At 73.2% G+C, this 14,477-nt stretch carries 8 protein-coding genes; 3 read left to right on the top strand and 5 right to left on the bottom strand.

Annotated features, from left to right (window positions below):
- Positions 1 to 35 precede the first annotated feature (35 nt).
- Positions 36 to 959, top strand: a complete 924-nt coding sequence (locus CLV70_RS03050) for an aminoglycoside phosphotransferase family protein (protein ID WP_106124743.1) — start codon at positions 36 to 38, stop codon at positions 957 to 959.
- Here the strand turns inward: CLV70_RS03050 and CLV70_RS03045 are convergent.
- Positions 927 to 3,023: a M1 family metallopeptidase gene (locus tag CLV70_RS03045; protein ID WP_211303606.1), complete on the bottom strand. Its 2,097-nt coding sequence runs from the start codon at positions 3,021 to 3,023 to the stop codon at positions 927 to 929. The genes CLV70_RS03050 and CLV70_RS03045 overlap by 33 nt on opposite strands.
- 115 nt (positions 3,024 to 3,138) lie before the next feature.
- On the opposite strand from CLV70_RS03045, the gene CLV70_RS03040 reads away from it, so the two are divergent.
- A complete protein-coding gene (locus CLV70_RS03040; protein WP_245907982.1) occupies positions 3,139 to 7,674 on the top strand; it encodes a glycoside hydrolase family 2 TIM barrel-domain containing protein in 4,536 nt (1,511 codons plus the stop codon).
- Positions 7,675 to 7,812: 138 nt separating this feature from the next.
- On the top strand, positions 7,813 to 11,226 hold the full coding sequence (locus CLV70_RS03035) for an EAL domain-containing protein (RefSeq protein WP_146163939.1): 3,414 nt from the start codon (positions 7,813 to 7,815) through the stop codon (positions 11,224 to 11,226).
- A gap of 293 nt (positions 11,227 to 11,519) precedes the next feature.
- Here the strand turns inward: CLV70_RS03035 and CLV70_RS03030 are convergent, their stop codons facing one another.
- The 4 genes from CLV70_RS03030 to CLV70_RS03015 all read right to left on the bottom strand — a co-directional run bounded on the left by CLV70_RS03030 (position 11,520) and on the right by CLV70_RS03015 (position 14,385).
- On the bottom strand, positions 11,520 to 12,701 hold the full coding sequence (locus tag CLV70_RS03030; protein WP_106124741.1) for a metallophosphoesterase: 1,182 nt from the start codon (positions 12,699 to 12,701) through the stop codon (positions 11,520 to 11,522).
- A 24-nt stretch (positions 12,702 to 12,725) separates the two neighbouring features.
- Complete coding sequence (locus CLV70_RS03025; RefSeq protein ID WP_106124740.1) at positions 12,726 to 13,388, bottom strand: nucleoside/nucleotide kinase family protein; 663 nt, start codon at positions 13,386 to 13,388, stop codon at positions 12,726 to 12,728.
- 37 nt (positions 13,389 to 13,425) lie between these two features.
- Complete coding sequence (locus CLV70_RS03020) at positions 13,426 to 14,076, bottom strand: hypothetical protein (RefSeq protein WP_106124739.1); 651 nt, start codon at positions 14,074 to 14,076, stop codon at positions 13,426 to 13,428.
- A 66-nt stretch (positions 14,077 to 14,142) separates the two neighbouring features.
- Positions 14,143 to 14,385 carry a hypothetical protein gene (locus CLV70_RS03015; RefSeq protein ID WP_106124738.1) on the bottom strand — a complete coding sequence of 81 codons (243 nt, stop codon included), beginning with the start codon at positions 14,383 to 14,385 and terminating at the stop codon, positions 14,143 to 14,145.
- Between the last annotated feature and the right edge of the window lie 92 nt (positions 14,386 to 14,477).

Raw genomic sequence — 14,477 nt, 5'->3', positions numbered from 1 at the left:
CGCCCCCGAGGGTCACGTGTGTCACGATCGCGGCCGTGCACATTCCGCCGGTGGTCGCCGCCAAGGCCCACGCCGCGGGGGCCGGGGAGTGGCTCGCGGCCCTGCCCTCGCTGATCGGTGCGCTCGCCGCGGAGTGGGGGTTCGAGGCCGGCGCGCCGTACGGGGACGCGACCGAGGCCTACGTCACCCCGGTCACGCTCGCCGACGGTTCTCCCGCCGTGCTGAAGCTCCTCGTGCCGCGGCGGGGCGGGCCCGCGGCGCACGAGATCACGGTGCTGCGGCTGGCCGGCGGCGACGGTTGCGTACGGCTGCTGCGCGCCGACGAGTCCCGTGCGGCGCTGCTGCTCGAGCGCCTGGGCCCGTCGATGGCGGACCTGGACCTGCCCCTCGGCGAACGGCTCCGGGTGCTCACCGGGCTGGCCCGCCGGGTGTGGCGCCCGGTCCCGGACGCCGGCCTGCCGACCGGCGCGGACAAGGGCCGATGGCTGATCGGGCGCATCGAGCGGCGCTGGGAGGAGCTGGGCCGGCCGTGCGCCCGGCGTACGGTCGAGCACGCGGTCGCCTGCGCGCGCCGCAGGATCGCGGCCCACGACGACGCCCGGGCGGTCCTGGTGCACGGCGACGTGCACCGGTGGAACGCGCTGCGGTGCGGCGACGGGTGGCGGCTGGTCGACCCCGACGGCCTGCTCGCCGAGCCCGAGTACGACCTCGGCGTGCTCATGCGCGAGGACCCGGCGGAGCTGATGGCCGGCGACCCGTGGGACCGCGCCCGCGAACTGGCGGCGGCCACCGGACTCGACGCCACCGCCGTGTGGGAGTGGGGCGTCGCCGAGCGGGTGTCCACCGGCCTGCTCGCGGCCGGCATCGGGTTGCAGCCGGTGGGGGACCTGATGCTGGCCGCCGCGGACGCGATCGCGGCGGCCGGCTCAGCGCACCAGGGCCTGCCGCACGATCGGTGACGTGACGACCGGGCGGTGCGGGCCGCTCCGCACGGCCCGGGCGGGAACCTCGGGCCGGGTCGGGCTGAACAGCCACGCGGTGAAGAGGTCGTCGAGCTGCCGCCCGGAGACCTTCTCGGCGTGGGCGATGAACTGCGCGGTGGTGACCGTGCCGCCGGCCCGCGACGTCGCCCAGCTCCGCATGATGCGGAAGAACGCGTCGTCGCCCACCTCGGTGCGCAGGGCGTGCAGCGTCATCGCGCCCCGCACGTAGACCTGCCCGTCGAAGAGGTGCCGCGGTCCCGGGTCGCCGATCGGCAGGGCCCAGAACTCCGGTTCGTCGGCGAACAGCTCGTAGAGGTCGTCGAAGGTCTCCTGGGCGGTGCCCTGGCCCTGCTCCTCCTCCCACAGCCACTCGGCGTAGCTGGCGAAGCCCTCGTTGAGCCAGATGTCGCGCCACAGGTCGACGGAGAGGCTGTCGCCGTACCACTGGTGGGCCAGCTCGTGGACCACGACGCCGGCCGACCCGGGGAAGGAGAAGAAGCCCGGCGCGTAGACCGGGCGGGTCTGGTTCTCCAGCGCGAAGCCGAACGCGTCGGAGCTGTCCACGATGCCGCCGGAGGCGCGGAACGGGTACGGCCCGAACCGGTCGGAGAGGAAGCGGAGGATCTCGGGTTCCCGGGCCAGGGCGGCCGCCGCGTTGTCGCCGGTGGTGGGCGGCTCGTCCGCGACCGTGCCCGAGCTCCACGTGGTCGCCGGGTTGGGCGGGCTGCCGGCGGGCGGGCCGCCCGGCGTCCAGCCGCCGAGGCCGTCCTCGAAGGAGGTGCTGCCCTCGCCGGCGGAGACGACGACGTCGTCGACGAACACGCCGCTGTCGGTGATGATCTCGTCGTTCACCGCGGTGAGCGACACCTCGACGGACCGGCCCGCCCAGGCCGACAGGTCCACCGACCACTGCTCGTAGCCGTCGCTCGCGCCGGTGGCCGCGTGCCAGCTGCCGGTGCTTCCGGTCGGCAGGCAGTCCGGCTCGTCCGAGGTGACGTAGTGCAGCAGGAAGGGGTGCAGCGTGGGCGCGTACGTGCAGACCGCCCCGGCCCAGGTGTCGCTGTGCCCGTTGGCGTCCGGGAGGGTGGTCCAGTCGTCCGCGCCGGGCGTGTGCGCCTCGACCAGGAAGAAGTCCCAGCCCTGCTCGGTGGCGCGGGTGACGTGGAAGGACAGGTTCGCGCCGCCGGCCGGCACCGCGAGGGTCCGGCTGAGCCGCTTGTACGCCGGCTCGCCCTGCAACGACATCGCCAGCCGGTCGCCGGTGCGCGGCGGCGCGATCGGCGCGAACAGCTTCGGATCGAGGGCGTCCCAGTAGCGGATGCCGTCCTTGCGGTACGCGTTCACCCGGTATTCCCCGACCGTCGCGGTCGCCAGGTACGGCGCCATCGGCTCCCGGGCGTCCCAGGTCCAGGTCGTCCAGCCCGGCCGGGTGGAGCGGCCGAGGAGCACGCCGTTGGAGATCGCCTCCAGGCCCTCGGGGGCGGTGATGCGGATCGTGTACGCCGCCTTGTCCCGCGGGTGGTCGTTCACCGGGAACCACGTCGACGCCACCTCGGGCTCCCCGACGATGACCATGCCGTCGTCGGTGCGGAACACGCCGGTCGTGCCGAGGATCGGGTCCTCGATCGGCTCGGGCACACCGTCGTAGCGGGCGACGACGGTGAACTTGTGCCCCTTGCGCAACCCGCGTCCCGGCGTGACGGTCAGCTCGCCGTCCGCGCGGTGCCACGCCGCGGCGCGGCCGTCGACGGTCAGCGAGCGCAGGGTGAGGCCGTCGAAGTCGAGGTTGAAGGCGGAGAGGTTCTGGGTGGCGGTGGCGGAGATCGTGGCCACCCCGTTCAGCATGCCTGTTTCCGGCGTGTAGGTGATGGCGAGCCCGTAGTGTCGGACGTCGTAGCCACCGTTGCCGGCGAGCGGGAAGTAGGGGTCGCCGATCCCCGGGGCCCCGGGGCGGAACGTGGCTCCGGCGGCGGCCGGCGCGGCACCGGCCAGGACGAGGGCGAGGGCGGCGGTGGAAGCGAGAACGGCTCGGCGTGCCATCCCCGCACCGTAACCCACCGGCCACAGGGGACGGTGGGTCACGTTGACAGTTTTTCGCGGGCGGGAAAGTATCAACCCTGCTCGATGTTCGCCGCCGGATCGTCAGGAGCACCCTGTGCGCCGTCTCGCCGCCGCTGCCGCCGTCCTGATGATGGCCTCATCGCTGGTGGCGGGCCCGGCCGCGCCCGCCACCGCCGGGCCCGGCGGCCCGCAGAGCGTCGCCGACGTGTACCGCTACCTGGAGGATCCGGAGCTCACCGCCGAGGGGCAGGAGCCGCCGCACGCCGATCTGCGGCCGTACGCCTCGATTTCGCAGGCCGCCGCCGACGTGACCGAGCACGACGGGCCCAGCCCGTACGTGCGGTCCCTGGACGGCGACTGGCGGCTGAAGATCTTCGACCGGCCGGACGACGTGCCGGCCGCGTTTAACGAGGAGGGCTTCGACGGGTCCGCGTGGCCCTCGGTGCGGGTGCCGCACACCTGGCAGTCCGACTTCGCCGACCACCCGGTGTTCCGCAACATCCCCACCGAGATCGTGCCCGACGACCCGCCCCGGGTGCCCCGCGACGTGAACCCGACGGGCGCCTACCTGCGGACGGTGGACCTGCCGGCGTCCTGGCGCGGCGGCCGGGTCTTCCTCCGCTTCGAGGGCGTGACCAGCAACTACCTGGTCTGGGTCAACGGCGCCTACGTCGGGTACGACCAGGGCGGCTACACCCCCGCCGAGTTCGACGTCACCGACCGGCTGCGGCCGGGACGCAACACCATCGCCGTGCAGGTGCACCGCTGGGGCTCGGGGGCGTACCTCGAGGACTTCGACCAGTGGCGGTACAGCGGCATCTTCCGCGACGTCGTGCTCTACCGCACCGAGCAGACCCGCCTGCGGGACGCGTACGTGACGACCGACCTGGACGCCTCCTACACCGACGCCGTCCTCTCCGCCCGGGTCGAGGTGGCCGGCGCCCCCGGCGCCTTCACCGTCCGCGGCACCCTGCTGGACGGCGCCGGCCGGACCGTCACCACCGCGCAGGGCTCGACCGGCGGCGGGCGGGTGACCCTGACCGCGCCCGTCGCGAACCCGGCGAAGTGGAGTGCCGAGGAACCGAACCTCTACACGCTGGCGCTGCAACTGCTCGACGGGCACGGGCGCGTGCTGCAGACCACCGCGCAGGCCGTGGGCTTCCGCGAGGTCGAGGTGCGCGACCGGCAGATCCTGGTCAACGGCCGGCGGATCCTGATCAAGGGCACCAACCGGGCGGAGACGGATCCGGACACCGGCCGGCACGTCACCCGGCAGGCGCAGCGCGACGACGTGTTCCTGATGAAGCGGCTGCACATCAACGCCGTCCGCACCTCGCACTACCCGTCGGACCCGTACCTGTACGACCTCGCCGACCGCCACGGCCTGTGGGTGGACGACGAGGTCGACATCGAGACGCACAACCGGGAGAGCTGCCCGTCGGTGTGCCTCGCCGACCGGCCGGAGTGGCAGAAGGCGTTCGCCGACCGGTTCCGGGCCATGGTCGAGCGCGACAAGAACCACCCGAGCGTCATCTTCTGGGACACCGGCAACGAGGCCGGCCTCGGCGCCGCGCACTACGCGATGGCGGAGTGGGCCGACGCCAACGAGCCCACCCGGCTGCTCTACCACCAGTCCAACGACCCGGACGGCGACGCACCGTTCGCCGACGTCGACGGCCCCCGCTATCCGACCCCGGCCCGGCTGGAGGCGCGCACGCTGAGCAGCACCAAGCCGATCGTGATGGGCGAGTACGCCCACGCCATGGGCAACGGGCTGGGCAACTTCGACCAGTTCTGGGCGCTGGCCCGCAAGCATCCGCCGATGCAGGGCGGCTTCATCTGGGACTGGGCCGAGCAGAACCTGCGCCAGCCGCTCGTGCTCACCCCCGACTCCGGCCCCGGGCACCTCCAGGCCTTCCTCGTCGGCAAGCCGGGCCAGGAGCAGGGGCGGCGCGGCAAGGCCGTCGCGCTCTCCAGCCTCGACGACTTCGTCGACGTGTTCCGCGACCCGCGCCTCGACCTCACCGGCCCGCTCACCCTCGACGCGTGGGTCAAGCCGGGCGAGTGGGCCGGCAGCTTCCCGATCCTCACCAAGGGCCAGGGGTACGCCCTGCAGATGCGTGACCGCGACACCCTGGAGTTCGGTGCCGACATCAACGGCTGGGCCGCCGTCGCCGCGGACGTCCCGGCCGACTGGTACGGCGCCTGGCACCGGGTCACCGGCGTGTACGACGGCAGCGCGCTGCACCTCTACATCGACGGCTCCCGGGTGGCCACGGCGCCCCGGACCGGCGCCGTCGACCCCGGCCTGTACGAGGTCAACCTGGGCCACAACGCCGAGACCCAGCAGGACAACGACCTGCGCAACGCCCGCCTCGGCCGCGGGCTGATCGACGACGCCCGCATCCACGGCGTGGCGCTGACCCCGGAGCAGCTCGCCGCCGGCGCCGACCCGTCCGGCACGGCGGTCCTCGCGCTCGACTTCGACACCTTCCAGCGCCGGGGTGACTTCCTCAGCCTCGGCATCAGCCTGTCCGGCACCGACGGCCTGGTCGGCTCCGACCGGTACGTGCAGCCGGAGACCGCCGAGATGGCGTGGGCGCACGCGCCCGTGCGGATCAGCGCCGCCGACGCCGCCGCGGGCCGCATCAGCCTGCGCAACGAGCAGCAGGCGGGCGCGCTCGAGGTGCGGGTGCGGTGGAGGCTGACCGAGCAGGAACGGACGCTGCGGTCGGGCACCCGTACCCTCGTCCTCGGTCCCTCCGGGTCGGCCGACCTCGACGTCGGGGCGGTCCCGGCGAACCCGGCGGACCGCGAGCGCTTCCTGACCGTGACCGCGGAGAGCACCCGCGATCTGCCCTGGGCGCGGCGCGGCTGGGTGCTGGGCCAGGACCAGTTCGCGGTCGGGGGTACGGCGGTGCCGGGCGTCCGGACCCCGCCCCTGTCCGGCGCGCCCGCGCTGACCACCGACGGCGGGACGGTCAAGGTGTCCGGGCCGGGCTTCACCTACCGCTTCGAGGACGGCGAGCTGGTGTCGCTGCGGACGAGGGGCCGGGAGCTGCTGCACGGCGGCCCGCGGCTCGACGTGTGGCGCCCGCCGACCAGCAACGAGACGTACGACTGGGGCACCGACGACCGCCGCGTCTGGCACGACACCGGCCTCGACGCGCTCACCTCCTCGACCACCGGGGTCAGGACCACCACCGAGGGCGACGCGGCCGTCGTCGAGGTACGCACCCGCGAGGCCGGCCGGACGATCGCCTTCGACCAGACCCTGCGCTACCGCATCGACCGGCGCGGCACCATCACGCTGCGCCAGGACGTGATGCCGTCCGGGGCGGGGCTCGGCTCGCTGCCGTACCTGCCGCGCGTCGGGCTGGCGCTGCGGGTCCCCGACGAGATGCAGCAGTTCGCGTACTACGGGCGCGGGCCGCAGGAGTCGTACAACGACCGGCGCAGCGGGGCCCCGATGGGCGTCTACCGCAGCACCGTCGGCAAGGAGTACGTGCGGTACTCGCGGCCGCAGGCGAACGGCAACCACACCGACGCGCGCTGGGCGTCGCTCACCGACGGGCGCGCGGGCCTGCTGGTCGGCGGGATGCGGGACGTCAGCGTCTCCGCGTACGACCGCCTCGACCGCGCCGAGTACGACCACCAGCTGCCGCTGGTCCGCAACCGCGGCTGGGTGACCCTGCACGCCGCCGCGGGGGAGACCGGCATGGGGGAGACGCCGAACTCGGTGCTGACGCCGTACCGGTTGTCGCCGTCGGTGCCGTATTCGCAGGAGCTGGTGCTGCGGCCGCTGACCCGGCCGGAGGCCGCCGCCGGGGGCGTACCCGATTCGGACGTGCCGGCGCCGTGCCCGCCGTCGCTCGCCGCGACCACGGACGGCACGGTGCAGGCCGGCACCGCGGAACCGGTCCAGGTCACCGTCACCGCCCGGTGCGCGTCGGGCCTCAACACCGCCACCGTACGCCTGAGCGCGCCGGAGGGCTGGACCGTCGAACCGGCCACGGTCGAGCTCGGCACGGTGAAGTACGGCACCCCGGCCACGGCGACGTTCCGGGTCACCCCGCCGGCGGACACCGACGTGGGCACGTACGCCCTGACCGCCACCGCGGTGACCACCACGCCCGACGGCTTCTCCTCGACGACGTCCGCGACGGTCAGCACCGCCGCACCGCTGCCGCCGGGCTGGTCCTGGCTGAGCGACCGGCCGTACACCCCGCAGACCAACGGCTGGGGACCGGCGGAGAAGGACCGCAGCAACGGCGAGCAGGAGGCGGGCGACGGCGGCCCGATCACCATCGCCGGTACGGAGTACCCGAAGGGCCTGGGCGTGCACGCGGCCTCCCGGATCACCGTGCCGCTCGACGGCGGCTGTTCCCGCCTGCGCGCGGTGGTGGGCGTCGACGACGAGACCGGCAGCGGCGGCTCGGTGGTCTTCTCGGTGTGGCTGGACGGCGTCCGCCGCTACGAGTCTGCCGTGCTGACCGGGGACAGCCCGGCCACCTCGGTGAACGTGGACCTGACCGGCGCGGCGACGATGGAGTTGCGGGTCGACGACGGCGGGAACGGCAACGGCCTGGACCACGCGGACTGGGCGGCGGCCCGGGTGGCCTGTGCCTGACCGCGCGGGCCGGCAAACGGCGTATCCGGCGAAAAAGTTCGCAATAGTGGCGATCCGGCGATAACTCTCTTGACAGGGTTTTGCGTAGCCCCTTAGCTCATCGCCGTGAGCGCCGATCTTGATGGTGTGGCGGGTGGCGTGAAACGAGGCACGACGGTCGGGTTCGTCGCGCCGTTCGTCCACGGCTACTTCTGGGGCAACATCCTGGCCGGCGCGCTCCAGGCCGCCGCGCCCCGCGGCGCCCGCATCATCGCGATCCAGACGTTCGACGCCGGCCTACAGGGCTACCGGGACGAGGACTTCCGGACGCCGATCGGCTGGGACCACTTCGACGCCCTCGTCGCCGGCCAGGCGTCGCTGCCCGACCAGGTCCTGGAGGACTTCGCCCGCACCGGAAGGCCGGTGCTGACGGTCTTCCGCAAGCCGGAGTTCGACTGCCCGATCGTGGTGCCGGACAACGACGGCGGCATCGCCCTCGCCGTCGACCACCTCGTCGGGCACGGCCACCGCGACATCGCCTTCGTCGGGCGGGACCCGGCCGACGCCGACGACGTCATCCGGTTCGCCGCCTACCGGGCGGCCATGGCGCGCCACGGCCTGACACCGCGCCCGAAGGCGGCCGTCGACTGGACGCTCGACGAGTCCTACGACGCCACCCGGGCGGTGGCCCAGCTGCGGGCCGGCGGCCGGCTGCCCGCCGCCGCGGTGGCCGTCACCGACCTGGTCGCCATGGCGCTGATCCGGTCCCTGGCCGAGGTGGGCGTCAAGGTGCCCGCCGACATGGCGGTCATCGGCTTCGACGACGTCGCCGAGGCCGCCGCCTGCGAGCCGCCGCTGTCCACCATCTCGCAGAGCTTCCTGGTCGCCGGAGCCACCGTCTGCAACCTCGCCCTCGACGCCGCCGAGGGCCTCCCGGTCGCGCCGGGGGCGCACTGCACCCCGGTCACGTTCGTACGGCGCGAGTCGTGCGGTTGCCGCCCGGAGAGCGGTTTCACGGCGGCGCCGGGCGCGCCGGACGAGGATCTGATCCGCGCGAGCCTCATCGACGGCCTGGCGGAGGCCGCCCACGACGTCCGGGAGCTGACCTGGTCGCAGCGGCAGGTGCTGTCCGGGGTCGCCGACCGCCTCGGTGCGCTGCTCACCGCGGTCGCGCACGGGCCGGGGACCGGCCACGCCGACGACCTGCGGACGACGACGGCCGACCTGCGCCGGCTCGTGGCGGAGTCGCCGAACCCGCTGCAGATCGTCAACGCCGTCCGTACGTTCGCCCAGGCGTTGGCCGCGCGGCTCGCCCCGGACGACCTCGCGGTCGCGAACCGCTTCGAGCGCCTCGTGTTCGACCTGGCCCTGCTCCTGCTCGAGGACCGCGACCTCGACGTGCGGGGCCGGCCGACGGTGTACCACGACCGCGAGATCCAGCGCCGCTACTTCATGATCGGCACGGATCTGGTGCGGCAGCCCACGCTCGCCGGCCACTCCCTGGAATGGCTGGCGGACACCGAGTTCCGCACCGGCTGCCTGGGGCTGTGGGACGGCCGGCCCGGCTCGGACACCCTCCGCGTGGTCAGCACGTACGACCGGGCGGGCCGGCTGCCCGCCCTGCCGGAGACCTGCGCCGTCTCCGCCTTCCCGCCGTTGCCGCTGGTCGGCCTCGCCGACGAGCAGGGCGACGACTTCCGCTACGTGTACGTCCTGCCGGTGCGTTTCGCCGGCAGCGACTGGGGTTTCCTCGCCCTGGCCGGCCCCCTCGACCCGCGCGCCGAGGCCGCGTTCGAGCGGTACAACCACTGGGCGGTGCTGATGGCGGTGGCGCTGACCAACGAGCAGGCCATCCACTCGGAGAAGACGCTGCTCGACGAGATCCGGACCAGCGAGGAGCGGTACGCGCTCGCGGCGGAGGCCGCCAACGACGGGTTGTGGGACTGGGACCTCGCCTCCGGCACCGTCTTCTACTCCAGCCGCTGGAAGGCGCTGCTCGGCTGCGCCGACCACGAGATCACCACGAAGCCGGACGAGTGGATCTCCCGGGTGCACCCCGAGGACCGGGCCGCCGTCCACGCCATGCTCTCCGGGCACCTCTCGGGGCGTACGCCGACCACCGAACTGGAGCACCGGCTGCGCGCCGCCGACGGCAGTTACCGGTGGATGCTCAACCACGGCCGGTCGATGTGCGACGACGACGGGCAGGTCATCCGGCTGGTCGGCTCGATCACCGACATCACCGACCGCAAGCTGCTCGAGGGGCAGCTCCGGCACGACGCGTACTACGACCAGCTCACCGGCCTGCCCAACCGCTCGCTCTTCCTGGAACGGCTGGAGCAGGCGGTACGCCGTGCCGAACGGCAGAGCGGCTACCTGTTCGCGGTGGTCTTCCTCGACCTCGACGGCTTCAAGCTCATCAACGACAGCCTCGGCCACCAGGTCGGCGACCAGGTCCTGGTGCACGTGGCCGAACGCCTCGCCCAGGTGGTACGCCGCAACGACCTGGTGTCCCGCTTCGGCGGCGACGAGTTCGTGCTGCTGCTGGAGGACCTCGACGATCCGGGCGCGGCGCAGAACACCGTGGTGCGGGTCCTGTCGGTCATCTCGGCGCCGATCGACGTCGACGGCCGTACCCTCGCGGTCAGCTCGGCCGCCGGCATCGCCACCAGCGCGACCGGCCACCACACCGCCGACGAGTACCTGCGCGACGCCGACACCGCCATGTACCGGGCGAAGGCCGCTGGGAGCGGCAGCTACGTGCTCTTCGACGGGTCGATGCACGCCGGGGTCGTGCAGCAGCTGCAACTGGAGTCCGACCTGCGGCAGGCCATCGAGGGCGGCCAGTTCGACCTGCACTACCAGCCGATCCTGCGCCTGCACGACCGGCGCACGGTGGGGACCGAGGCGCTGATCCGCTGGCAGCACCCGAGGCGGGGAATGATCAGCCCGAACGACTTCCTGCCGGCCGCCGAGTCGACCGGGCTGATCCGCGACCTCGGGCACTGGACCATCGAGGCCGTCGCCCGCCAGGCCCGGGCCTGGCTGGACGACAACCCGGCGTGGGGCGACCTGGCCGTCAGCGTCAACCTCTCCAACCGGCAGTTCTGGGACCCCGAACTGCGGACGTTCGTCAACGAGACGCTGGAGAAGTTCGCCGTACCCTCGTCCATGGTCATCTTCGAGATCACCGAGGGCGTCATCATGCACAACCAGGACGTCGCCAGCACCCTCATGCGCCAGCTCAACGAGGACGGCTTCAAGCTGCACCTCGACGACTTCGGCACGGGATACTCGTCACTCGCCGCGCTGCACCGGTTCCCCCTCGACGCCCTGAAGATCGACCGCTCCTTCGTCTCCCGGATGCGGACCGACCCCCGCAGCCGCAAGCTGGTCCGGCTGATGATCGCCATGGGCCTCGACCTCGGCATCCAGGTCATCGCCGAGGGCATCGAGACCGAGGAGGAGGCGGCGGCCCTCGCCGAACTCGGCTGCTCGTACGTGCAGGGCTACCTCTTCTCCCGCCCGCTCCCGGCCGCCGAGGTCACCCGGCACTTCCCCGCCCACCCCTGAGCCGGCCGCCATGGGGGTGTGCCAAACTCCTCCGGCTCGCTGGCGGTCCCGTCGCCGTGCGCACACCATGGGCCACATGACCGATTTTCCTGAGCCGGAGCACGGGCTGACGCCCGTGGATCAGATTCCGGCGGAAGAACGCGCGGATCAGCGTGGAGCTACGCCTCCCGCCGACGTTCCCGACGCACCGAAGAGTCCGGTGCCCCGGTATCGCGAAGTTCCGGGCGCCGGCGGGCGGGGCGAGGACGAACCGCCACGTCCCACCACGACCGAGCCCTTCAGGTAGGCCGCGGTCATCCGGCGCGGAGGGTGAGGAGGGTGATCTCGCTCGGGGCGAAGATGCGGAACGGTGGCCCCCAGAAGCCCGTGCCGCGGGAGGTGTAGAGGTGGGTGCGTTCGCCGTGGTGGCTCAGGCCTTGGAGGACCGGCTGGTCGAGGCGGACGAGGTAGTGGAACGGCCACATCTGGCCGCCGTGGGTGTGGCCGGAGAGTTGGAGGTCGATGCCGTGGGCGACCGCTCCGGTGAGTTGCTGGGGCTGGTGGGCCAGGAGGAGGATCGGCAGGGACGGGTCGGTGCCGCGCAGGGCCGCGTCGTGGTCCATGTGGTGGCCGGGTACGCCCGAGCCCGCCGCCGTGCGGTCGTCCACGCCGGCGACGATCAGGCTGCTGCCGCCGCGGGTCACGACCACGTGCCGGTTGTGCAGCGCCTCCCAGCCCAGCGAGGCCATGTGTTCCACCCAGCGCTGGGCGCCGCTGAAGTATTCGTGGTTGCCGGTGACGTACACCCGGGCCAGTTTCGCGCGGACGTCGCCGAGGGGTGCCGCCTGCTCGCGGCGCTGGGACACCTCGCCGTCCGCGATGTCGCCGGTGTGCGCGACGATGTCCGGCTCCAGCGAGTTGACCACCTCCACGACGCCCCGCGACCAGCGGGCCCGGTCGATCGGGCCGTAGTGGGTGTCGGTCAGCAGCACGACCCGCAGGCCGTCGAGCCCGGCGCCGAGGCGGGGCAGGGTCACCTCCACCCGGCGTACCCGGGACACCCGCATCGCTTCGGCGTACCCCCAGAGGAGCAGGACCAGCGCGACCAGCGCGACCACCGCCGTGACGATGCGGGAGCGGTCCGGGTCGGCGACGCCCGCGACCGCCAGGACCGCGCGCAGCACCAGGCTCAGCACCGACCAGGTGAAGAGGACCCACACGACGCCGAGCAGGGTGTCGGCCGCGCGGGCGGCGCCGTCGCGGTGGTGCGGGCCGTGGCCGGTGAACATGAGCACCGGGAAGGCCGCGGCGAGCGCGACGACGAGGATCGTGCCCACCGCGAAGACCGGGCCGGGCCAGTGGTTGCCGGCGGCGACCAGCGTCCACCAGGGCACACCGAACAGCAGTAGCAGGATCGCTGTGATGATGAGGCCGAAGCGGGCGGCCCGGCCGGGCCGTCGCCGGGGTGCCGTCTCGACGGTTTCACCGACTGTCACGCGTGAAGTCTGCCACGGGCGGCGTCACGGTGGCGGGTTGCCGATGCTCCGGATCAGCGCCGGGGGCACGAGCAGATCGGCCCGATCCCGGGTGGCCTCGATGATCGCGGCGTTGCGCCCGTCGGTGCCGGTCGCCCACGCGACGGCCGCCTGCTCGTCCTTGCCGAAGCGGCGGTGCCGGCTGATCAGGCGCGCGAGGCGGGACTCGGGGTCGAGGTCGGCGTACCAGACCTCGTCGAGCAGCGGGCGTACGGCGCCCCAGCGGTCGTCGTCGACGAGCAGGTAGTTGCCCTCGGAGACGATGAGGCGGGCGGCGCGGTGCACCGGGATCGCGCCGGCGATCGGCTGCTCGATGACGCGTTCGAAGCCGGGGGCGTACACGATCTCGTCGGTGTCCTCCCGCAGCCGGCGCAGCAGGGCCGCGTAGCCGAGGGCGTCGAAGGTGTCCGGCGCGCCCTTGCGGTCGCGGCTGCCGAGCCGTTCCAGCTCCACGTCGGCCAGGTGGAAGCCGTCCATCGGCACGTGCGCGACCCACCCCGGCGGGCCCTGCGCCGCGATCGCCGCGACGAGTTCCTCGGCCAGGGTGGTCTTGCCGGCGGCGGGCGCGCCGGCGATGCCGAGGATGGCCCGGCGCCCGTCCGTCACGAGCGCGCGGGCCCGCCGCACCAGGTCGTCGAAGGATCGCATCCCGCCATTGTCTCCGCCGCCCGGCCGGGCCGCGCGGCTAGAGACCGAGACGCAGGGCGGTGACGCCGGCCGGGGACAGCGGGCGGGACGTGGCCCGGCTCAGGTCGGCGTGGATGCCGACGGGCAGCTGGGTGCCGAGCGCGCACAGCGCCGGATAGTGGTCCAGCACGTCCCGGTGGCTGAGCGCGCCTACCCCGATCAGCAGGCCGTTGACGGCGCTGGGCGTACGGGCCAGCTCGGCGCACAGCTCCATCCGCCACACCGGGTCGTCGATGTGCTGGGCGAACTCCCGGGCGATCCGGTTGCCCACCGAGCAGTTCTCCTCGGGGGCGGCATGGCGGCCGGACGGTGCCATCACCGGCGCGAGGCGTACCGCGACGCCGAGGCGGATCGCCAGCTCGGGCAGGGTCAGCACGTCGAGGCCGAAGGAACAGGTGTCGCAGAGCCGCTGGAAGGTCTCGGCGTGCACGACGACGGCCGGTCTCGGACAGTTCACCGCGGGCCCGCAGGCGGTGTCCATCACGATCTCGGCCAGCCGCCCCGACTCGTCGAAGCGGCCCACGCCGAAGAACATCGCCGGTGTCTCTCGGTAACGGGCCAGCGCGGCCCGCTCGCTGCCGTAGCCGTCGGGATCCACGCCGATGCGGGGAACGCCGTGCTGCGCGTGGAGTTGGATGAGTCGGAACATCCTGGTCACTCCCGGGGGTGTCGAAGGACGGTGCATCCCGGGGTACGGGCCAGGAGGTCCTACGGTTCATTCCTTACGCTGGGTATAAGAAAAGCTGCCCTTTTGGCGCTGGGCGGTCAGCCTGAAGCAGTCGAACGTGACTGCGTGTAGCGCGTAGGTCGCGGCGGTGAGCCCGGCGAACATTCCGGCCAGGATCACGATGAGCTCGCCGTCCAGGGCGCGCCAGGCGGTCGGCAGCGCCGTGAGGCCGAGCACGAGCCCGGCTTCACAGGCGGCCTCGGCGAGGCGGCGCGCGCGGTCTGATGTCATGGGTATCACCCTGCCGTCACCGACCGTGCCCGCGCTTCCCTCCGAAGCCTGATCGGCGCCTATGACTTTCGGCAGAGGCCGGGCCCCCGTGG

The organism is Pseudosporangium ferrugineum, assembly GCF_003002065.1.
Taxonomy (GTDB): domain Bacteria; phylum Actinomycetota; class Actinomycetes; order Mycobacteriales; family Micromonosporaceae; genus Actinoplanes; species Actinoplanes ferrugineus_A.
This window is presented reverse-complemented; position numbering and strand designations above follow the sequence as displayed.

Bases quoted from the DNA above. Each gene is read 5' to 3' on its own strand.
- CLV70_RS03020 (WP_106124739.1), bottom strand. From the start codon at position 14,076: ATGTTCCGACTCATCCAACTCCACGCGCAGCACGGCGTTCCCCGCATC.
- CLV70_RS03015 (WP_106124738.1), bottom strand. From the start codon at position 14,385: ATGACATCAGACCGCGCGCGCCGCCTCGCCGAGGCCGCCTGTGAAGCC.
- CLV70_RS03045 (WP_211303606.1), bottom strand. From the start codon at position 3,023: ATGGCACGCCGAGCCGTTCTCGCTTCCACCGCCGCCCTCGCCCTCGTC.
- CLV70_RS03025 (WP_106124740.1), bottom strand. From the start codon at position 13,388: ATGCGATCCTTCGACGACCTGGTGCGGCGGGCCCGCGCGCTCGTGACG.